Annotated in this window: 15 protein-coding genes; 6 read left to right on the top strand and 9 right to left on the bottom strand. The window is 68.2% G+C overall.

Going from position 1 to position 20,540, the window contains the following annotated elements:
* Positions 1 to 23: 23 nt before the first annotated feature.
* Genes AC0B44_RS03925 through hemE form a run of 4 tightly spaced genes read right to left on the bottom strand, consistent with a single transcriptional unit; the run spans position 24 to position 5,525 of the window.
* Positions 24 to 2,312, bottom strand: a complete 2,289-nt coding sequence (locus AC0B44_RS03925; protein WP_471901746.1) for a molybdopterin-dependent oxidoreductase — start codon at positions 2,310 to 2,312, stop codon at positions 24 to 26.
* 59 nt (positions 2,313 to 2,371) lie between these two features.
* Positions 2,372 to 3,067 carry a hydrogen peroxide-dependent heme synthase gene (gene hemQ, locus AC0B44_RS03920; RefSeq protein WP_471901613.1) on the bottom strand — a complete coding sequence of 232 codons (696 nt, stop codon included), beginning with the start codon at positions 3,065 to 3,067 and terminating at the stop codon, positions 2,372 to 2,374.
* A 5-nt stretch (positions 3,068 to 3,072) separates the two neighbouring features.
* The gene (locus tag AC0B44_RS03915; protein ID WP_471901612.1) at positions 3,073 to 4,431 is read right to left on the bottom strand and encodes a protoporphyrinogen oxidase; all 1,359 of its coding nucleotides are present in this window, start codon (positions 4,429 to 4,431) and stop codon (positions 3,073 to 3,075) included.
* Complete coding sequence (gene hemE / locus AC0B44_RS03910; RefSeq protein WP_471901611.1) at positions 4,428 to 5,525, bottom strand: uroporphyrinogen decarboxylase; 1,098 nt, start codon at positions 5,523 to 5,525, stop codon at positions 4,428 to 4,430. Before hemE ends, AC0B44_RS03915 begins: the two co-directional genes overlap by 4 nt.
* A 132-nt stretch (positions 5,526 to 5,657) precedes the next feature.
* Between hemE and AC0B44_RS03905 the strand changes: the two genes are divergently transcribed.
* Genes AC0B44_RS03905 through AC0B44_RS03895 form a run of 3 tightly spaced genes read left to right on the top strand, consistent with a single transcriptional unit; the run spans position 5,658 to position 9,068 of the window.
* Positions 5,658 to 6,230 carry a DUF3000 domain-containing protein gene (locus tag AC0B44_RS03905; RefSeq protein ID WP_471901610.1) on the top strand — a complete coding sequence of 191 codons (573 nt, stop codon included), beginning with the start codon at positions 5,658 to 5,660 and terminating at the stop codon, positions 6,228 to 6,230.
* Positions 6,231 to 6,283: 53 nt separating this feature from the next.
* Positions 6,284 to 7,714: a WS/DGAT/MGAT family O-acyltransferase gene (locus AC0B44_RS03900; RefSeq protein ID WP_471901609.1), complete on the top strand. Its 1,431-nt coding sequence runs from the start codon at positions 6,284 to 6,286 to the stop codon at positions 7,712 to 7,714.
* Between the two features lie 58 nt (positions 7,715 to 7,772).
* Positions 7,773 to 9,068, top strand: coding sequence for an HRDC domain-containing protein (locus AC0B44_RS03895; RefSeq protein WP_471901608.1), 1,296 nt, complete (start codon positions 7,773 to 7,775; stop codon positions 9,066 to 9,068).
* A 36-nt stretch (positions 9,069 to 9,104) separates the two neighbouring features.
* On the opposite strand, the gene AC0B44_RS03890 is transcribed toward AC0B44_RS03895, so the two are convergent.
* Positions 9,105 to 10,115 carry an alpha/beta hydrolase fold domain-containing protein gene (locus AC0B44_RS03890; RefSeq protein WP_471901607.1) on the bottom strand — a complete coding sequence of 337 codons (1,011 nt, stop codon included), beginning with the start codon at positions 10,113 to 10,115 and terminating at the stop codon, positions 9,105 to 9,107.
* On the bottom strand, positions 10,112 to 10,921 hold the full coding sequence (locus AC0B44_RS03885) for an oxygenase MpaB family protein (protein ID WP_471901606.1): 810 nt from the start codon (positions 10,919 to 10,921) through the stop codon (positions 10,112 to 10,114). Before AC0B44_RS03885 ends, AC0B44_RS03890 begins: the two co-directional genes overlap by 4 nt.
* Before the next feature lie 354 nt (positions 10,922 to 11,275).
* Here AC0B44_RS03885 and AC0B44_RS03880 point away from each other — a divergent pair, with 354 nt between their 5' ends.
* The 3 genes from AC0B44_RS03880 to AC0B44_RS03870 all read left to right on the top strand — a co-directional run bounded on the left by AC0B44_RS03880 (position 11,276) and on the right by AC0B44_RS03870 (position 16,221).
* Positions 11,276 to 12,496: a thiolase family protein gene (locus AC0B44_RS03880; protein ID WP_471901605.1), complete on the top strand. Its 1,221-nt coding sequence runs from the start codon at positions 11,276 to 11,278 to the stop codon at positions 12,494 to 12,496.
* 2 nt (positions 12,497 to 12,498) lie between these two features.
* Positions 12,499 to 14,640, top strand: a complete 2,142-nt coding sequence (locus AC0B44_RS03875; RefSeq protein WP_471901604.1) for a 3-hydroxyacyl-CoA dehydrogenase NAD-binding domain-containing protein — start codon at positions 12,499 to 12,501, stop codon at positions 14,638 to 14,640.
* 156 nt (positions 14,641 to 14,796) lie between these two features.
* Entirely contained in the window at positions 14,797 to 16,221 is a 1,425-nt protein-coding gene (locus tag AC0B44_RS03870; protein WP_471901745.1) for a sugar porter family MFS transporter, read from the top strand.
* 13 nt (positions 16,222 to 16,234) lie between these two features.
* Here the strand turns inward: AC0B44_RS03870 and dxs are convergent, their stop codons facing one another.
* From dxs to AC0B44_RS03855, 3 genes are all read right to left on the bottom strand, one after another.
* Positions 16,235 to 18,220 carry a 1-deoxy-D-xylulose-5-phosphate synthase gene (gene dxs / locus AC0B44_RS03865; protein WP_471901603.1) on the bottom strand — a complete coding sequence of 662 codons (1,986 nt, stop codon included), beginning with the start codon at positions 18,218 to 18,220 and terminating at the stop codon, positions 16,235 to 16,237.
* Positions 18,221 to 18,377: 157 nt separating this feature from the next.
* Positions 18,378 to 19,985, bottom strand: a complete 1,608-nt coding sequence (locus AC0B44_RS03860; RefSeq protein WP_471901602.1) for an MDR family MFS transporter — start codon at positions 19,983 to 19,985, stop codon at positions 18,378 to 18,380.
* Positions 19,982 to 20,446 (bottom strand): MarR family winged helix-turn-helix transcriptional regulator, encoded by a 465-nt coding sequence (locus AC0B44_RS03855; RefSeq protein WP_471901601.1) that lies wholly within the window; start codon positions 20,444 to 20,446, stop codon positions 19,982 to 19,984. The genes AC0B44_RS03860 and AC0B44_RS03855 overlap by 4 nt, the downstream gene beginning before the upstream one ends.
* Positions 20,447 to 20,540: the final 94 nt, after the last annotated feature.

Below are 20,540 nucleotides of genomic sequence, written 5' to 3'. Positions count from 1 at the left end.
GTCGGCCCGCCGGGCTCCTCACATCACAGGCGGGGCCGGATCGTGGGCGGGTCGTAGGCGCGGATGGGTGGCAGTTCGCCCTCGAACCGCTCGATGTCGACGAGCACGTGCTGACCCGTGCATCCCTGAGCCAGCGACGAGGTCCCGGTATCGGGAGTGAGTACGTTCGGGTTGCCGTGTACGCACATCGAGTCCGGGTCGGACGGATCGAGCGGGTCGTACCATGCCCCGGTCGCGAGTTGGACCACGCCGCGCAGCATTCCGTCGTCGAGCACGGCTCCGGCCAGGCACGAACCCCGGTCGTTGTGCACCCGCACCACGTCGCCGGCGCTGATTCCGCGCCCGGCCGCATCCTCGGGGTGGATTCGGATCGGTTCGCGGCCGTGGATCTTCGACTTCTGGCTGTTCGCGCCGTGATCGAGTTGGCTGTGCAATCTGCTCTTGGGCTGGTTGGCGATAAGGTGCAGCGGAAATTGCTGTGCGCGTTCGCTGCCGAGCCACTCTTCCGATTCGTACCACGTGGGGTGGCCTCCACAATCGTCGTACCCGAAGCGGTCGATGTCCGCGGAGAAGATCTCGATGCGACCGCTGGGTGTACGGAGCGGGTTCTTCTCGGGATCGGCACGGAACTCTTCGAACAGGGTGAGGTCGTCCTCGGTGCGCATACGCACGTGGCCGCGACGCCAGAACTCCTCGAACGGCGGCGGATCCTCGATGCGCCGGTCGTCGGCGAGGACGTAGCCTCGCCACTGCCCGTAGAGATGTTCGAGCCACTCCGCCGACGTGCGTCCCTCGGTGAAGCGCTCACCGAATCCGAGGCGGTGTGCGAGGGCGGAGAAGGTGTCGTAGTCGTCGCGGGCATCGGCGAATCGCGGTGCGGCAGCCTGCATTGCCACCAGCAGCGGATCGTTGCGCGTGCACGACAGGTCGTCGCGTTCGAGTGCGGTGGTGGACGGCACGACGATGTCGGCGTGCTTCGCCATCTGCGTCCAATAGGGGTCGTGGACGACGATCGTGTCCGGCCGGGTCAGGGCGCGCCGCAGGCGGGCGAGGTGCTGGTGGTGATGGAACGGATTGCCGCCGGCCCAGTACACGAGGCGGGTGTCCGGGAACGTCAGCCGCCGGCCGTCGTAGTCGAATTCTTCGCCGGGGTGCAGCAGCAGATCGGAGATCGCGGCGACCGGGATGAAGTCGTCGACGTCGTTGTTGCCCTGGAACAGCGTGGGCAACGGGTATGGGACAGGCGCGCGTCCGGGTTCGTTCATGGAGCCGTATCCGTGGCCGAATCCCCCACCGGGAACGCCGATCTGGCCGAGCATCGCTGCCAGTGTGATCCCCGCCCACGGTGCCTGCTCGCCGTGCCGGACGCGCTGTAGTGACCAGGTCACCGAGATCAGGGTGCGACCCGACGCCATGCGGCGTGCGAGATCGACCACGGTGCCGGCCGGTAGCCCGGACAGGTTCGCAGCCCACTCCGGTGTCTTGGCAACGCCGTCGGTCCGGCCGAACAGGTAGTCCTCGAACCGGTCGTATCCGGTGCAGTAGCGCTCGAGGAAATCGCGGTCGGCCAGGTCTTCGTTGGCCAGCACGTAGGCCAGTGCCAGCATGATCGCGACGTCGCTGCCCGGGCGCGGTGCGAGCCACTCGTGCTCGCCGTGGACGTCGTCGCGCAGCGGACTGATCGACACGATGCGGCCCCCTCGGGCGCGCATCCGGTCGAGCGCGCTGCGCGTCGGATGGTCGCTGGTGCCGCCGTCGTTGACGCCGGTGTTCTTCAGGGGCACACCGCCGAAGGACACGAGCAGGTCGGTGTCGCGGGCGATGACGTCCCAGTTGGTCGAGCGCGCGAACAGTTTCCAATGCGCACCGACGACGCGCGGCATGATCACACCGGTCGCACCGAGCGAGTAGCTGTGGACCGACCGGGTGTATCCACCGAACATCTTGAGGAAGCGGTGTACCTGGCTCTGCGCATGGTGGAAGCGGCCGGGCGCCGACCACCCGTAGGAACCGCCGAAGATCGCGCGGTTCCCGTGCCGCTCCGCGACGCGCTTCAGTTCCGCGGCAAGCAACTCGGTGAGTTCGTCCCAGGAGACCGCGACGAACTCGTCGTTGCCGCGATCTGTGCTGGGACCGGGTCCGTGTTCGAGCCAGCCCCGCCGGACCGCGGGTCCGGCGATGCGCGACCGGTGCCGCACCGATCCCGGAATGTTCTGCAGGATCGGGGACGGATCGGTGTCACCGGCGTAGGGGTGCGCGGCGACGACCTCACCGTCGCGCACCTCTGCCGAGTACATGCCCCAGTGCGCCATCTGCGAGAACCGCGCTCCGGGCAGCGCGCCGCCGGCGGTCCCGGCCGGTTCGGTCACGCTCAGGGAAGGGACTCGACGAGCGCCTCGACCTCGACGCGAGGACCGGTGAAGAACGGCGTCTCCTCACGCACGTGCATCCGGGCCTCGGTCGCGCGCAGGTCGCGCATCAGGTCGACGATCCGGTCGAGTTCGGGGGCCTCGAACGCGAGGATCCACTCGTAGTCGCCGAGTGCGAACGACGGCACGGTGTTCGCCCGGACGTCGGGGTAGCCGCGTCCGGCCTTGCCGTGGTCGGCGAGCATGGTGCGGCGCTCGGCGTCGGGCAGGAGGTACCACTCGTAGGAGCGGACGAACGGGTAGACGCACACGTACGCGCCGGGTTCCTCACCTGCGATGAATGCCGGCACGTGGCTCTTGTTGAATTCCGCCGGCCGGTGCAGTGCGACGTTCGACCAGACCGGTGCGCTCGCGCGTCCCAGGTCGGTGGTGCGACGGAAGTCGGCGTACAGCTTCTGGAGATCCTCGAGCCGCTCGGCGTGCGACCAGATCATGAAATCGGCGTCCGCGCGGGTGCCGGCGACGTTGTAGATGCCGCGGACCGTGACGTCCGTGTCGTCGTACTGCGCGAAGAAGTCCTTCGCGTTCTGGGCCGCCGCGGCCCGGTCGTCGTCGAGAACACCCGGTTGCACCTGGAAAACCGACCACATGGTGTAACGGAGGGTGGAATTGAGTTTGTCGTAATCGATACGTGCCATACCGCTCATCCTGCCATTCGTGCGGCGACTCGTGCCGCCGCGGTGGTTGCCGAGGCCACGCATGCGGGGACGCCCACACCGTGCAGCATCGCTCCCGCGACCTCGAGTCCGTCGACCTCCTCGAGTTCGGCTTCGAGGGAGGCGACGATGTCGTTGTGCCCGGCCCGGTACTGCGGAAGTCCGCCGTGCCAGCGCTGAACGTAGGCAGCCACGGGTTCGTCCTCCACACCGGTCACCGCCGCCAGGTCGGCCCGGGCGAGGGTGACGAGTTGCTCGTCGGAGGCGGAGAGGAGCGCGTCGTCGCCGTAGCGCCCGAACGACGCGCGAGCGAGAAGCACCTCCCGCTCCGCGAGGTGTGGCCACTTCCGGCTCGACAGGGTGAACGCCTTGGCGGACAGTTCCTCGCCGGTGGCCACCAGGATCCCCGAATTCTGCGGCAGCGCCGCGGAACCGGGAAGACCGAGGGCGACCACGACGGAGGACGCCAGGGGAATCTCCGCTGCCAGGTTCGCAGCCGAGGGCACAGCTTCCTGCAGGAGCGCCGCGGCCTCCGAGGCGGGAACTGCAAGTACCACCGCGTCGACGTCGCCGACGGGGTCGAGCGACCACCGCCCGTTGTCGCGCCGCAGACCCGATGCGGTCGTAGCCAGGTGGATCTCCGCCGCGGCTGCGTCTTCAAGCGCTTCGAGCAGCGTCGCGTATCCGTCGCGCAGAGTGCCGAAGACAGGCTTGTCCGACGGGGCGGGCAGCGCCGCTTGGACGGCGGCGGTCAGGCTCGTCGCGCCGGCGTCGAGCGCGGCAGCCAGGGTCGGCACGGTCGCCCGCACGCTTGCGGTGTCGGACAAGCCGGAGTAGACCCCGCCCAGGAGAGGATCGACGCTGCGCCGGACGACCTGCTCGCCGAACCGTGAGCCGACGAGTGCGGCCACCGACATGTCGCGGGTGGGATTCCACTCCAGCGGCACACCCGGTTCGTCGGCTATGCGCCGCAGCGTCGCATCGTCCACGAGTCCGTCGAGCGCACGGGCGCCGGCGGGGATTCCCATCAGAGTGCCGGTCGGCAACGAGTGCAGCCGTCCCCCCGCGTAGAGGAGTGGCCGCGCACCCGACGGAGTGACCACCTGGTCGCTCAGACCGAGTTCGGCGAGCAGCGCCGGCACCTCGGGCCGCCGCGCGATGAAAGCTTCCGCACCGACGTCGACGGGTCCGCCCGCCAGATCGACGGTGTGCAGTTTGCCACCGAGTCGCTCGGACCCCTCCAGCACGACGATCCGTGCGTCGGGACCGAGTGTTCCGCGCAACCGGTAGGCGGTCACCAGACCGCTGATGCCCCCACCGACAACGGCGACGACAGAGCGGGTCACAACGAATGCACCAGCTCGACGACGCGGGTGAGCATCTCGGGATCGGTGTCGGGCAGCACGCCGTGGCCGAGATTGAAGATGTGGCCGGTGCTGCCGCCCGCGACGGCGCGGTCGGCTTCGGCGACGACACGCCGGACCTCACGCTCGACGACGTCCCAGCCCGCGAAGAGCAGCGCGGGATCGAGGTTGCCCTGCAGTGCCTTGCCCGGGCCGACGCGCTGCGCCGCGACGTCGAGCGGGATGCGCCAGTCGACTCCGACGACGTCGGCTCCCGCTTCTCCCATCGCGCCGAGCAGTTCGCCCGTGCCCACACCGAAGTGGATCCGCGGCACCTGCGCCCCGGCGAGTTCGGCGAAGACGCGTTCGGAGTGGGGCAGGACGTATTCGCGATAGTCGGCAAGGGAGAGCGCCCCGGCCCACGAGTCGAACAACTGGATCGCGTCGACGCCGGCGCCGAGTTGCGCGCGCAGGAAGGTGATGGCCATGTCGGTCAGACGCCCGAGCAGTTCGTGCCAGGTCTTCGGGTCGGCGTGCATGAGCGCCTTGGTGCGCTCGTGGTTGCGGCTCGGTCCGCCTTCGACGAGGTACGACGCGAGCGTGAATGGAGCCCCGGCGAACCCGATCAGCGGAGTGGTGCCCAGTTCTCGCGTCAGCATCGTCACCGCACGCGCGACCGCGCCGACTTCTTCGGCTTCGAGATGCGGAAGCGCCGCGACGTCGGCGGCGGTGCGTACGGGCTCGGCAACGACCGGCCCGGTTCCCGCGACGATGTCGAGGTCGATTCCGGCCGCCTTGAGCGGAACGACGATATCGGAGAACAGAATGGCGGCGTCGACCTTGTGCCGCCGTACCGGCTGCATGGTGATTTCACAGACGAGTTCGGGATCGAAGCACGATTCGAGCATGCCGACGCCCGCACGGATCTCACGGTATTCCGGCAGCGAACGCCCGGCTTGACGCATGAACCACACCGGGCGGTGCGACGGCTGCATCCCCCGGGCCGCGTTCAGCAACGGAGCATCCGGGAGCGCTCTGCGCGACGGGTACTCCGCGGGCACCGTGGACGCAACGTTCGTGTTTTCCAAGCCGGTCATCGATCCTCGTTCTTCGGTCTCGTCGGGTTCATCGGACCCCGGTTCGATGCCCATGCTGCCACGCTCACCCGCCCCGCCGGAACCGGCGCGCCTCCCGCGTGCACTGCATCACCGGCACTAACGTCCGATGTCGTGACCACTCCGCCCGAGCCGGCGCGCTTTCGCGCGGCAGTCGCAGCGATGAAGGCGGCTACCGTCCGCAGCGAGATCGAGGTGGCACCGATCCGCCCACCGCAACGGCTCGCCCCGCACAGTTTCGCGCTCGGCGCCGAGGTCCTGCACGACGAGTCGGAAGGCGTACCCGAGGACTCGGAAGGTGACGCCTTCGGGCGTCTCATCCTGCTGTACGACCCGAACGGTGACGAAGCGTGGCACGGCACCACACGACTCGTCGCGTACATCCAGGCCGACGTCGACGCCTCGCTCGCCGCCGACCCGTTGCTTCCCGATGTCGCGTGGAGTTGGCTCGTCGATGCCCTCGAGGCGCACGGCGAACCGCTCACCGCCCTCGGCGGAACCGTGACGGCGACGAGTTCGGTGCGTTTCGGCGACATCGCCGGCCCGCCTCGGGCGCATCAACTCGAGCTTCGCGCGTCGTGGACTCCTCGGTCCGATGTGCTCGCCCCGCACGTCGAAGCGTTCTGCGAAGTTCTCGGGTACGCCGCGGGGCTGCCACCGACCGGTGTGGCGCGACTCCGGTCGTGACTGATACGCCCGAATCTGCCCTCAGGACGGACCGCCCGCTCTAGCCTGGGTGGATGCAGCGCCTCAGTGGTCTAGACGCGGGCTTCCTCTACCTCGAGACACCCAGTCAGCACCTGCACATCTGCGGGTTGCTCATTCTCGATCCCTCCACGGTGCCGGACGGATACGACTATCGGGTCGTGCGCCGGGAAATCGAGGCGAGGCTCGACGCGGTGCCCGCCTTCCGTATGAAGCTCGCCGACAACAGGTTCAACATCGACCACCCGGTGTGGGTCGACGACAAGGATTTCGACCTCGATCGTCACCTGCACCGTGTCGCGGTGCCCTCCCCCGGCTCCCGGACCGAATTGGCCGAGATGTGCGGGCACATCGCCGCGCAGCCGCTCGACCGGTCGAAGCCGCTGTGGGAGATGTGGGTGGTGGAAGGACTCGACGACGGATCGCTCGCGATGATCCTGAAAATGCATCATGCGAGCGTCGACGGGGTGTCGGGTGCGGCGATGATCGCCCAGTTGTGCAGCCTCGACCCGGCGGCGCCGCGACCGGAGGCCGTCGCGTCGAACGTCGGCGGCGGCAACGACATCCAGATCGCGGTCACCGGAGCGGTGAACGTCGCCCTCCGTCCTCTGCACCTGGCCCGGATCCTTCCGTCTGCCGTGTCGTCGCTGGCGTCCTGGGTCGCTCGCGCGCGCCGGGGGGACGCGATGCCGGCCCCCTTCACCGCGCCGCGCACCCCGTTCAACTCCACGATCACCGGTCATCGCTCCGTCGCGTTCGCCCAGCTCGACCTCGATGCGGTGAAGACCGTGAAGAACGCCTTCGACGTCAAGGTCAACGACGTGGTGATGACGGTGGTGGCGACTGCGCTGCGCGACTACCTCGATGCGCGCGGCGAACTTCCCGGCAGTCCGTTGATCGGGATGGTGCCGGTCTCGGTGCACGAGGAGTCCGACCGGCCCGGACGCAATCAGGTGTCGGGGATGTTCGCCAGCCTGCACACACAGATCGAGGATCCGGTCGAGCGGTTGCGCGCGATCGCCGAGGCGAACGAGGTCGCGAAAGACCACAACGCCGCGCTCGGCGCGAACATGTTGCAGGACTGGTCGGAGTTCATGGGAGCGTCGGTGTTCGGTGCCGCCATGCGCACGTACGCGGCATTGCGGCTCGCCGACAGGCACCCTGCGATCCACAATCTGGTGATCTCCAACGTGCCGGGCCCCCCGATGGCGCTCTACTTCCTCGGCGCGCACGTGACCGCGATGTACCCGTTCGGGCCGCTCTTCCACGGAGCCGGGCTCAACATCACGGTGGTCTCGCTCGAAGGCAAGCTCGACGTCGGCCTCATCACCTGCCCGGAACTGGTCCCCGATCTGTGGACACTGACCGACGATCTGGCTCCTGCGCTCGACGCGCTGCTCTCGGCTGCCGAGCACCTGCAAGCGGACGCCGAAGAGGACGCCCCGGCCGGCGAAGTAAGTGGCTGACGGCCGACTCCGTGCGCGGCGCAATCCGCCGTTCCCGAGACAGCGATAGAGTCACGCCATGTCTGCAGGCCAGGACCAAGAGGCGGTAGTGCCCGATCACAGCCTTCCCCACGGCGGTGATTCCCCCGACGAGCACACACCCCCGGCGACTGTTCCGCTGCTCGAACCGCGGGAGGGGGTGCCCGAGGTCGTCACCACCGCTGCGGGTGTCGCCGAAGCCGCCGCGCTCCTCGCCGGAGGTCACGGACCGCTGGCGGTCGACGCGGAGCGAGCCTCCGGCTACCGATACTCCGCGCGGGCCTACCTGGTCCAGTTGCGACGCAACGGCGCCGGAACCGTGCTTCTCGACCCGATCCCGACTGCGGCAGATCTCGCGCCGCTCGCCGAGGTGATCAACGACCTCGAATGGGTCCTGCACTCGGCCGATCAGGACCTGCCCGGCCTCGCCGAACTCGGCCTCCATCCCGCCGCGCTCTACGACACCGAACTCGCCGGGCGTCTCGCCGGATTCCCACGGGTCGGGCTCGCCGCCATCGTCGCCGACACCTTGGGACTCGAACTCAAGAAGGGTCACGGCGCGGCGGACTGGTCCACCCGTCCGCTGCCCGACACCTGGCTCAACTACGCGGCGCTCGACGTCGAGATCCTCGTCGAACTACGCGATGCGATGGCCGAGGAACTCGAACGCCAGCACAAGACGGAGTGGGCTGCGCAGGAGTTCGAGCACATCCGGCTCGCGGGACCGCCCGCGCCGAAGCCCGATCGCTGGCGGCGGACGTCGAAGATCCACACGCTCAAGGACCCGCGCCGCCTCGCGATCGTGCGGGAACTGTGGACCGCCCGCGACGAGATCGCGGCGCACCGGGACATCGCGCCCGGCCGCATCCTTCCGGACTCCGCGATCATCGCGGCGGCGGAAGCCCAGCCCACTACCCTTTCCGATCTGCGCGCACTTCCGGTGTTCGGTGGGCCGCGGCAGCGCCGGTCGTCGCGGGTGTGGCTCGCGGCGATCGAACGTGCCCGTTCCCTGCCCCAATCGGAACTACCACCGATGACTCCGCCGTTGACCGGCCCGCCGCCTGTCGGACGGTGGGCCAGACACCACCCCGACGCGGCCGCACGGCTCACCGCAGCGCGAGCCGAACTCGCCGCCCTGAGCGAGGAAGTGTCCGTCCCCGTGGAGAACCTGGTGAGCCCCGAGCTCGTCCGTCGTCTGTGCTGGGACTGGGACGAGTCGGCGGGTGCAGATGCCGAGGCCTACATCGAGGGTCGGCTCGCCGCCGGAGGTGCCCGTCCGTGGCAACGCGCGCTCACGGCACCACGACTCGCGAAGGCTCTCACGCCGTCGGCGTAGCGGCCCGCGGGCTCGCAGCACCCGGACGCCGAGCGGTCAGGGTCCGGTTCCTGCCCTCTCGAGAGAGTCGCGCACGAAGTGCCCGATGGCGCGGGCGGCGAGGGCGGCCTCGGGGACGAGGGGATGGAATGCGTGCCAGACGTGCACCTGCCCGGGCCAGATCTGCAGTTCGTGCCGCACGCCCGCTGCGGTGAGCGCTGTGGCCAGCGCTTGCGTGTCGCCGGTGATCGCTTCGGTCGCACCGCCCTGGATGAGAAACGGCGGCCACTGCGCTCCGGGAGTCGCCGCGAGAAGGTCGAGGCGTGGGTCGGCCGGGTCGCCGTCCGGAGCGTAGGCGCGTCGTGCGCGATCGGCGAATTTCACCGACAGGAACGGATCGCGTTGGGCCGCTTCGCGTTCCCATCCGGTGCGAAGCCACAGATCGAGCCACGGGGAGATGAGGGCGACCCCCGCGGGCAGGTCGGCACCGTCGCGGTCGAGTTCGACGACGAGCCCGTAGGCGAGGTGCCCACCGGCCGAGTCTCCGGCGATCACGATGTCGCGGGCTGCGAAGCCGGGTTCCCGCAGATGGTCGAAGCCAGCGCGGGTGTCGTCGGCGGCCGCGGGGAACGGATGTTCCGGCGCACGCCGGTAGTCGGGCAGGAAGGCGGGGACACCGGCCGCACGCGCGATCCGTGCGGCGACGCCGACATGCGACGCGGACGAGCCCATGACGAACCCTCCGCCGTGCAGGTAGTAGAGGACCCGGCGCGAACTCTCGGCCCCTCGCGGAACGATCCACCGCCCGGGAACCGGTCCCGTGTGATCATGCTCGACCCGGGTGCCGCACGCGAGGTCGAGGCGACCGGCAGTGGACAGCCCGACACGCAGCGCGCCGAGCGGCAGGCTGCTGAGCGGCACGACGTCCGCGAGGACGCGTCCGCTGACGGCGAGCATCGCGGCGAGTGCTCGGCTCCGTCTGCTCCCTCGCTCCGGAGGCACCACTGCGACGGTGGCGTGGCCCGTGGCTCTGCGGTCCCCGGGACGTCCGACCGACACGCCGGTCATGCGGCCGCCTCGCCGGTTGCGTGCGCCGCCGCCCCGAACCGGCGGCGGGCGTCGCGCAGGACGAGTCGCGTGGGAAGGTGGCGCACCCCGAGCGGAAGTGCTCGATACAACAGCACCGCGATCCGCATCACGGCGTCGAACCTGCGCTGTTGCCCGTCCGTCCAGGTGAATCCGTAGGCGTCTCGGATACGGGCATCGAGCAGACCGAGGGTCAGGAAGCGGTTCAGCGACATCCCCGCGCGCAGCGGCCACGGCGCGGAACCCCCACGAAGCAGCGCGTCGGCGTAGGCACGGACACTCTCGTCCACGACGAGACCGGTGACGACGCCGTCCCAGTAGTCCTCGAATGCGGCGAGGTCGGCGGGCCACAACTCGGCGGGGACCTGGAGCGAGGTGCCGTATACGGCGAACTCCCGGTACATCCGCTCGGCGTCGGCGCGTGCGAGCGGCCCGAAGAAGCGCTCGTAGATGTCGCGGCCTCCGTGGAACATCACGGCCGCGATCCACAGTTGCAACTTCGGATCGAACGCGTTGTACCCGTCCGCGCGGACGGGTGCGTGAGCACGGTTGACGAACCGCACCACATCGCGTCGTTCGTCGTCCGTCCCGAAAGCCACCAGGTAGATGTACGCGCTGGTGTTGCGGAAGCGCGCGATCGGATCCGTCAGTGCCTTGCTGTGCTCGACCACCCCGCGTCCGACGGGTGGGAGGGCGATCTCCGTGAGGAAGCGTCGCGGGGAACTCAGGAGGAACACAGCCTCACCCACTACGCCCTGCGTCGTGGCATCGGGCCGACGTCTCGTCATGGTCAGAGAATGTATCCGCAGATCAGCTTGTGTCAAGACGCGGCCACCCCCGGGGCCCGGGTGTCGGGCCGAACACCAACACGAAAGAATTCCCGTTAACTTTCGAGTGTCCGGGCTACTTGGACCCGGGTCGCCCCGTCGACCTTCGACGGAATGCGTCAGTGAACGCGAACACACTGTTCACGGGCGTATTCAGTTGGCGGGTCCGCGCACGGGGCGCGAAATCGCACGTAGTAAGTTACTCACCGGTAATGCCGATGTACGCTTGTCCGCGAGACCGGTCGCCGGAAGGTGGCCGAGCACTCCTCGCCACGGCACGTGTCGGCGAGTATCGCTCCATCAGGAGGAATCCGCGTGGCTCCCACCACCTCAACGCAACGCAACGTCGTCTTCGTCGACGGAATCCGAACTCCGTTCGGAAAGGCCGGGCCGAAGGGCATCTACGCCGAGACCCGTGCCGACGATCTGGTCGTGAAAGCGATCCGTGAACTGCTCCGCCGCAACCCCCAGCTCGATCCCGCCCGCGTGGACGAGGTCGCGGTCGCCGCGACCACACAGACCGGCGACCAGGGCCTGACCATCGGCCGCACGTCCGCGATTCTCGCGGGACTGCCCGAAACGGTTCCCGGGTTCGCCATCGACCGCATGTGCGCAGGCGCCATGACGGCCGTGACCACCACCGCGTCGGGGATCGGCTTCGGTCAGTACGACGTCGTCATCGCCGGCGGTGTCGAGCACATGGGCCGCCACCCGATGGGTGAGGGCGCAGACCCCAACCCGCGCTTCCTCGCCGACAAGCTGGTCGACCCGAGCGCGCTCGTCATGGGCAACACGGCCGAGAACCTGCACGACCGGTTCCCGAGCATCACCAAGGCTCGTACCGACGCCTACGCCGTCAACAGCCAGAACAAGTACGACGCAGCCAAGAAGGCCGGCTGGATCGCCGACACCCTGGTCCCCGTCGCCACGAAGTCCGCTGCAGGCTGGGGCCTGGCCACCGAGGACGAGCCGCCTCGCCCCGGCACGACGATCGAAGATCTCGCGAAGCTCAAGACGCCGTTCCGTCCCGCCGGCCGCATCACCGCGGGCAACGCCGCGGGCCTCAACGACGGTGCCACGGCTGCGATCCTCGCCGGTGAGGACACCGCGCGTGAGCTCGGTCTGCCCGTCGGCATGCGGATGGTCGGTTTCGCCTTCCAGGGCGTCGATCCCGCGGTCATGGGCATCGGTCCCGTCCCGGCCACCGAGAAGCTTCTCGCCCGCACGGGTCTGAGCATCGACGACATCGGCCTGTTCGAGATCAACGAGGCGTTCGCCGTGCAGGTGCTCGCGTTCCTCGAGCACTTCGGCATCGACGACGACGACCCGCGTGTCAACCAGTGGGGCGGTGCGATCGCGTGCGGCCATCCGCTCGCGTCGTCGGGCGTTCGCCTGATGACCCAGCTGTCGCATCAGTTCGCCCAGCATCCCGAGGTCCGCTACGGCCTGACGACCATGTGCATCGGTCTCGGCATGGGCGGCACCGTGATCTGGGAGAACCCGAACCACGCCGATTACGAATCCGGAGCCGCATAACCATGACATCGGACACCGCACACGGGGCGAACGGCGCGACGGGCATCGCCTCCGCGTTCGCCGACGAGGTCGTCACCCACGCGTACACCAAGCTGCTCTCCGTTCCCGGGATCGAGGGCCCTGTTGCCCTGATCACGCTCGACAACGGCTTCGACCACACCAAGCCGAACTCGTTCGGGCCTGCGGGCCTGCTCGCCTTCGACAAGGCGCTGGACGAGGCGTTCGCGGCGAATCCCGCCGCTATCGCAGTCACCGGCAAGCCGTTCATCTTCGCGGCGGGCGCCGACCTGAAGGGCGTTCCCGCCGTCACGCAGCGTGAGCAGGGCGTGGAACTGGGCAACCTGGGACACAACGTGTTCCGCCGCCTGCGCGACACGTCGATCCCCACCTTCGCCTTCGTCAACGGCCTGGCGCTCGGCGGCGGACTCGAAGTCGGTCTGCACACGCACTACCGCACGGTCGCGGACAACGTTCCCGCCCTCGGCCTGCCCGAAGTCATGCTCGGGCTGGTCCCGGGATGGGGTGGCACGCAGCTTCTCCCGAACATCGTGGGCCCCGACAACGCGGTCACCCTGATCCTCGAGAACCCGCTGAACAACGGCCGCACCATCAAGGCGAAGCAGGCTCAGGCACTCGGATACGCCGATGTCGTGCTCGCCTCCGCCGACTTCCTCGAGCAGTCGCTCGCGTGGGTCGCGAAGGTCCTCGCGGGTGAGATCGTGCCGTCGCGTCCGGAGATCGACCGCGGCGCCGGGTGGGATGCCGCGATGGCTCGCGCCAAGGCTCTGGTCGCCGGCAAGACCCGCGGCTTCTCCCCCGCCGCCGAGCGTGCGATCGAACTCCTCGAGCTCGCCCGCACCACCGACATCTCCGATCCCGAGTCGCTGGGCAAGGGCTTCGACGCCGAGACCGAGGCGCTCGCCGACCTGCTGATGTCCGACGAACTGCGCGCGGGGCTGTACGCGTTCGATCTGGTCAACAAGCGCGCCAAGCGTCCCGCCGGTGCGCCCGACAAGTCGCTCGCCCGCAAGATCAACGGCGTCGGCATCGTCGGTGCGGGCCTGATGGCCAGCCAGCTCGCGCTGCTGTTCGTCCGGCAGCTCAAGGTGCCGGTGATCCTCACCGACATCGATCAGGACCGCATCGACAAGGGCGTGGGCTACGTCCACACCGAGATCGACAAGCTCCAGGGCAAGGGCCGGCTGTCCCCCGACGCCGCGAACCGCCTCAAGGCACTCGTCTCCGGTTCGCTCGACAAGGCAGCATTCGCGAAGACCGACTTCGTGATTGAAGCCGTCTTCGAGAACATGGACGTCAAGAAGCAGGTGTTCGCCGAGCTCGAGCAGCACATCACGCCCGAGACGATCCTCGCGACCAACACCTCGTCGCTGTCGATCACCGAGATGGCGTCGGAGTTGCAGCACCCCGAGCGGGTTGTGGGCTTCCACTTCTTCAACCCGGTCGCCGTGCTCCCGCTGCTCGAGGTCATCCGCGGCGAGAAGACCGACGACGCCACGCTCGCAACGGCTTTCGCGACCGCCAAGTCGCTGAGGAAGTCCGCGGTGCTGTGCGGCGACAAGCCGGGCTTCGTCTTCAACCGGCTCGTCACCCGCACCCTCGGTGAGGTCATGACCGCGGTGGACGAGGGCACTCCGTTCGAGGTCGCGGACAACGCCGTCGGTGCGCTCGGCATGCCGATGTCGCCGTTCACGCTGCTCGCGCTGGTGGGCCCGGCCGTCGCACTGCACACCGGGGAGACCCTGCAGGCGGCGTACCCCGACCGGTTCGTCTCGTCGCCCGGTCTCGAGGCACTCGTCGAGGCACGCAAGCCCGGCGTGTGGTCGTACGCCGACGGCAAGCAGGTCGTCGATCCCGAGGTCGCTGCACTGTGGCCGCAGGGCGACTCGCCGTCGACCGCCGACGAGGTGCTCGAGCGCACCCGCCGCGCCTTCGCCGAGGAAATCGCGATCATGCTCGACGAGGGTGTCGTCGCGGCACCCGAGGACATCGATCTGTGCCTGATCCTCGGTGGCGGCTTCGCATTCTGGAACGGTGGCATCACGCCGTACCTGGATCGCACCGGCACGTCGGAGGCCGTCAACGGCAAGCGTTTCCTGGCTCCGGGCGTCGCTGACGTCGCGTAGTACCGGCGCGCTCCACGCGCACACGAAGAAAGCGTGTCACCCCTCGGGTGGCACGCTTTCTTCGTGTGAAGGACCCGCCCGCCGAGCGGCCTCGGCGTAGTGTCCCGATGAGCAGTTGTCGTAGGTTTCGTTCCGACCGCGCAGCACCTCACGGTGGTGCACGACGTCAGCCAGGAGCTTTCCATGACGCAACCCTCGTCCGGTCACGCCGCGAAGGTCATCGCGGTTACCGTCGCCGCAGCCGTGGGCGGTTTCCTCTTCGGGTTCGACAGCTCGGTTATCAACGGCGCAGTGGACTCGATCGAGCAGAACTTCGGGCTCAGCGCATTCGTCACCGGTTTCGCCGTCGCGATCGCTCTGCTCGGCTGCGCGGTGGGCGCGTGGTTCGCGGGCCGGTTGGCCGATCGTTGGGGACGAAAGCGTGTGATGGTCCTCGGCTCGGTCCTGTTCCTGGTCTCCTCGGCCGGATCGGGCTTGGCATTCAGTGTCCCGGACCTCATGCTCTGGCGCGTCCTCGGCGGCCTGGGTATCGGTATCGCGTCGGTCATCGCTCCGACCTATATCGCCGAGATCGCACCGGCCCGTTATCGGGGCGGTCTCGCCTCGCTGCAGCAACTCGCGATCACCCTCGGTATCTTCGCGGCCCTGCTCTCCGATGCGGTGCTGCAGAATGCTGCGGGCGGCGCGTCGAACGATCTGTGGTGGGGCCTCGAGGCCTGGCGGTGGATGTTCCTGGTCGGGATCGTTCCCGCCGTCGTCTACGGCGTCCTCGCCGTACTGATTCCCGAGTCGCCGCGCTATCTCGTAGGGCAGCACCTGGATCAGGAAGCCGCGGATGTTCTCGCGAACGTGACCGGAGAACTGAGGCCGGAGGAACGGGTCCGCGAGATCCGCCTGACGCTCCGACGGGAAACGTCCGCGTCGTTCGGCGACATCCGGGGGCCGAAGTTCGGGCTGCAACCGATCGTCTGGGTCGGCATCACGATGGCGATCTTCCAGCAGTTCGTCGGCATCAACGCGATCTTCTACTACTCGACGACGCTGTGGCAGTCGGTCGGATTCAGCGAGAACCAGTCGTTCACGACGTCGGTCATCACGGCGTTGATCAACGTGGTGATGACCTTAGTCGCGATCCTGTTCGTGGACAAGGTCGGCCGCCGACCGCTCCTGATGGCCGGATCGCTCGGAATGTTCGTCAGCCTGCTCCTGGCGGCGATCGCGTTCTCCCAGGCCGAAGGAAGTGGAGACGACGTGAGCCTGCCGGCGCCGTGGGGCGCCGTCGCGCTCGTCGGCGCGAATGCGTTCGTCGTGTTCTTCGCGTCGACCTGGGGTCCGATCATGTGGGTCATGCTCGGCGAGATGTTCCCCAACCGTATGCGCGCGGTCGCGCTCGGCATCAGCACGGCAGCGAACTGGATTGCGAACTTCACCGTGACGCTGGCGTTCCCACCGCTCACGTCCACGGTGGGCCTGTGGTTCCTCTACGGCCTGTTCGCGCTCTTCGCCCTGCTCTCGTTCTTCTTCGTCAAATCGAAGGTGCGCGAAACCAAGGGGATGGAACTCGAGGACATGCAGACCTGACTCGAGGAGCGGGTCAGCCGACCTCCCTCTCGAGATCGGCAGCCGTGTCGTCCGGTGCGGCGCCGGTACCCGCCGTGGCGCTACCGTTTCCGTCCACCCTCGACGCACTCAGAGGATGGGGAACCGCAGCCCAGTCCGCGATGCGGCGCACGACGTCCTCGACGGTGAGCCCGAGTTCCTGATGGATCTCGGACCGCGACGCATGGTCGAGGAACTGTTGCGGCACCCCGAGCGCGCGAGTGCGGACGTCGATCTCGCGGTCCCGGAGCGCAGCGGCGACCGCGGAACCCACACCACCGTGGACACCGCTGTCCTCGATCGTGACGACGAGGCGGAAATCGCGCGCGAGTTCGGTGATCGATTCGGGCACGGGAAGCACCCACCGCGGATCGACGACCGCCACCTCGATGCCCTGTTCCGCGAGCACCTCGGCAGCGTCGAGCGCGAGGCGCACGAAGGCGCCCACCGCGACGATGAGCACGTCGCCGGACCGCTCGTCGGGCATGCGCAGCACGTCGACCGTGTCGTCGAGCCGCTCGATCGCCGGAATATCTTCTCCCACTGCGCCTTTCGGAAAGCGGAGCACAGTGGGGCCGTCGGAGACGTCGAGTGCCTCGGCGAGTTCTTCGCGCAGCGTCGCCCCGTCGCGCGGTGCAGCGACACGAATGCCCGGGACGATGCCCAGGAGCGAGAAGTCCCACATACCGTTGTGGCTGGCACCGTCCGAACCGGTCACTCCGGCCCGGTCGAGCACCATCGTGACGGGCTGCTTCAGCAGCGCGACATCCATGAGCAACTGGTCGAACGCCCGGTTGAGGAACGTCGAATACACGGCCACGACGGGATGGAGTCCGCCGAGCGCGAGCCCGGCTGCGGACGTCACGGCGTGCTGCTCGGCAATGCCGACATCGAAGGTGCGCTCGGGGAACCGCTCGGCGAATTTCGAGAGACCGGTGGGGCCGGGCATCGCTGCCGTGATCGCGACGACGTCGTTGCGCCCTTCGGCTCGAGCGATCAGTTCCTCGGAGAACACCGACGTCCAGTCCGGTGAGGACGACGAGGAGGTGGCCAAACCGGTGCGCGGGTCCATGACGCCGGTGGCGTGCATCAGATCGGCCTGATGGTTCTCGGCCGGTGCGTAGCCGGCGCCCTTGCGGGTGACGGCGTGCACGATGACCGGCCCGCCGAACGCCTTGGCGCGCCGCAGGGCCGCTTCCATCGCCGGTTCGTCGTGACCGTCGACCGGGCCGAGGTACTTGATACCGAGGTCGGTGAAGAGAACCTGCGGGCTGACGGCGTCCTTGACGCCGGCCTTCATGCCGTGGAGCACCGAATACGCGGCCGAACCGACCACGGGGAGACGCTTGACGGCCCGTCGGCTGTTGTCGAGGGCTTTCTCGTAGCCGGGCGTCAGACGCAGCACGGCAAGGCGGTCGGCGAGGCCGCCGATCGTCGGTGCGTAGGAACGGCCGTTGTCGTTGACCACGATGACGAGGGAGCGGTCGCCTCCGGCGGCGATATTGTTGAGCGCCTCCCAGCACATCCCGCCGGTGAGCGCTCCGTCGCCGACGACCGCGACGACGGTGCGGTCGCGCGCCTCGGTCAGCGCGAAGGCTTTGGCGAGCCCGTCGGCGTACGACAGCGCTGCCGACGCGTGCGACGACTCGATCCAGTCGTGTTCGCTCTCGGACCGGGACGGGTATCCGGACAGCCCGCCGCGCTGACGCAGCGTGTCGAACTTGTCCCGGCGCCCGGTGAAGATCTTGTGCACGTAGGCCTGGTGGCCCGTGTCGAAGAGGATCGGGTCGCGTGGCGAGTCGAAGACGCGGTGCAGCGCGATGGTCAGTTCCACGACGCCGAGATTGGGCCCGAGGTGTCCCCCGGTCGCAGCCACCTTCTCGACCAGGAAATTACGGACTTCCCCCGCGAGCTGCGTGATCTCGGTGGGGGTCAACCGACGAAGATCGTCGGGCGACTGTATGCGGGACAGGACACCCACCTGGAGAAACTCCCTCCGGCTCGGGATTCGCGCGTGGCCGCGCGAGCAAGTGATCCCCAGTCTACGGAGCGATCGCCACAAGGGGGTGAGCGCACTCCGTAGACACGGGGCCCGATGCCGTGGTCGTCACTACATCGGGCCCCGTGGGCGACCTGTGTCACACCTGGGTCGAGTTCTTCCGATCCTCGGCGCCCGAAGGCTTCTCGACGAGGTCGATGGTGGTGCGCAACTCCCGGTTGGGGATGACCGCGACCGCGATCAGAGTGATCACCGCGAAGGCTGCGGCCACCAGGAAGAGCGTGCCCGTGGCGTCACCGTAGGCGTGCTGCACGATCTCGACGACCGGTGCGGGAAGTGCTGCGAGGTCGAGGCTTCCGCCTCCGCCGGCACCGGCATCGATCCCGAGCCGGGCGAAACCTTCGGCCGAGATCGTCGCGACACGGGAGGCCAGGATCGACCCGAGGACGGAGACGCCGATCGCGCCGCCGAAGGTGCGGAAGAAGGCCACCGAACTGCTCGCCGCGCCGATGTTGCGCACGCTGACGGTGTTCTGGACCGCGAGCACGAGGTTCTGCATGAGCATGCCCGTTCCCAGGCCGACGATCGCGATGTATCCGCTGATGAGGATCAACGAGGTGGTGTGGTCGATGGTCCCGAGCAGAGCGAATCCGGCCAGCTGCAGGACCGCGCCTCCGATGAGGAAGCCCTTCCACTTGCCGAACCGGGTGATCAGCTGACCCGAGAGCATCGAGGAGACCAGGGTGCCCGCAACCATGGGGATGGTCAGCAGGCCCGCCTCGGTGGGGCTGTAGCCACGGGCGGTCTGGAAGTACTGACCGAGGAACGTGGTGGCACCGAACAGGCCGACGCCGACGGCGATGGACGCGATGATCGCGAGCGCAGTGGTGCGTTCGGTGACGATCTTCGGCGGGATGATCGGGTCGGCGACCTTCGTCTCGACGACGATCGTCGCGATGAGCAGCAGGATCCCTGCGCCGACGTACAGGGCCGACTCGGTGGAGATCCAGTCGTAGTAGCCGGCCTTGCCGGCGAAGGACACCCACACGAGCAGGACGCTCACCGCAGCGGTGATGAGGGTCGCGCCGATCCAGTCGATGTTGACGTTCTGCTTGCGGACCGTCTCGATGTGCAGGGTGCGCTGGAGCAGCACGAGCGCCACGACGGCGATCGGGACGCACACGTAGAAGCACCAACGCCAGCCGAGCGTGTCGACGATGACGCCGCCCAGGACCGGGCCACCCGACATCGCGACGGCCATGACGGCACCCATGTAGCCGGAGTAACGGCCGCGCTCACGGGGCGGGATGATGCTGCCGATGATCGCCACGACCAGGGCGGTCAGGCCACCCATACCGATGCCCTGCACCACGCGCGCGGCGAGGAGGAGAGGCACGTTGTGCGCGACGCCGGCCAGCACCGATCCGACGACGAAGACCAGGATGGAGAGCTGGACCAGGAGTTTCTTGTTGAACAGGTCGGCGAACTTGCCCCAGATAGGGGTCGACGCCGCATTTGCGAGCAGCGCTGTGGTGATCACCCACGCGTACTGGGTCTGCGTGCCCTTCAGGTCCGCGATGATGGTCGGCAGCGCAGTCGAGACGATGGTGCTGCTCAGCAGGGCGGTGAAGAGGGCAGCGAGCAGACCGGAGAGAACGACCAGGATTTCCCGGTGGGTCATCGGCGCGTCGGCCGCTGCATCGGGGCCAGGCGGCATTACCCCGGCCCTGGAGTCGGTGGTGGTCATGAAGTGGTCCTTCGGGCTGTGGCGGTAGCTATCGGAAGCAGCGAAGCGTTGAGACGGTGCAGGACTTCGATCGCGTCGGTGGCCTGCTGTTGATCCCAGTCGGTCAGTTGGGCGGTCAGTCTCTCGGTGCGCCGTTCGCGGACGGCTTCGAGGACTTCCATTCCCGCCGGTGTACACCTGACGATGTGGGCCCGCTTGTCGTCGGGATCCGGGTGTCTTTCGACGAGGCCCCGTTCGACGAGTTCCCTGACCTGCCGGCTGAGCGACGACTGGCTGACGCACATGTCCGCGGCGAGTTCGCTGGGGCGGCACTCGCCCGCTCGCGCGAGGAGGATCAGCACCCCGACGAGCGCGTTGGGAAGGACTTCGGTCTCGCTGTGTGCGATGGCCGAGCGCATCGTCCTGCCGAGCAGAAAGATGGTGTCCACGAGCTCGTGCGCTGTCTCGGTCCGAACGGACACGAGCACCTCCGAAGACGAATTAGTTGATTACAACATGCAACTATAGCAGATAGTTGCTTGCTGTAACCAAATACTTCGCGAAACGGACGAACCT

This window comes from Rhodococcus sp. NPDC019050 (assembly GCF_055664235.1).
This window is presented reverse-complemented; position numbering and strand designations above follow the sequence as displayed.

Bases quoted from the DNA above. Each gene is read 5' to 3' on its own strand.
- AC0B44_RS03895 (WP_471901608.1), top strand. From the start codon at position 7,773: ATGTCTGCAGGCCAGGACCAAGAGGCGGTAGTGCCCGATCACAGCCTT.
- hemQ (WP_471901613.1), bottom strand. From the start codon at position 3,067: ATGGCACGTATCGATTACGACAAACTCAATTCCACCCTCCGTTACACC.
- AC0B44_RS03885 (WP_471901606.1), bottom strand. From the start codon at position 10,921: ATGACGAGACGTCGGCCCGATGCCACGACGCAGGGCGTAGTGGGTGAG.
- AC0B44_RS03900 (WP_471901609.1), top strand. From the start codon at position 6,284: ATGCAGCGCCTCAGTGGTCTAGACGCGGGCTTCCTCTACCTCGAGACA.
- AC0B44_RS03860 (WP_471901602.1), bottom strand. From the start codon at position 19,985: ATGACCACCACCGACTCCAGGGCCGGGGTAATGCCGCCTGGCCCCGAT.
- hemE (WP_471901611.1), bottom strand. From the start codon at position 5,525: ATGACCGGCTTGGAAAACACGAACGTTGCGTCCACGGTGCCCGCGGAG.
- AC0B44_RS03925 (WP_471901746.1), bottom strand. From the start codon at position 2,312: ATGGCGCACTGGGGCATGTACTCGGCAGAGGTGCGCGACGGTGAGGTC.
- AC0B44_RS03890 (WP_471901607.1), bottom strand. From the start codon at position 10,115: ATGACCGGCGTGTCGGTCGGACGTCCCGGGGACCGCAGAGCCACGGGC.
- AC0B44_RS03875 (WP_471901604.1), top strand. From the start codon at position 12,499: ATGACATCGGACACCGCACACGGGGCGAACGGCGCGACGGGCATCGCC.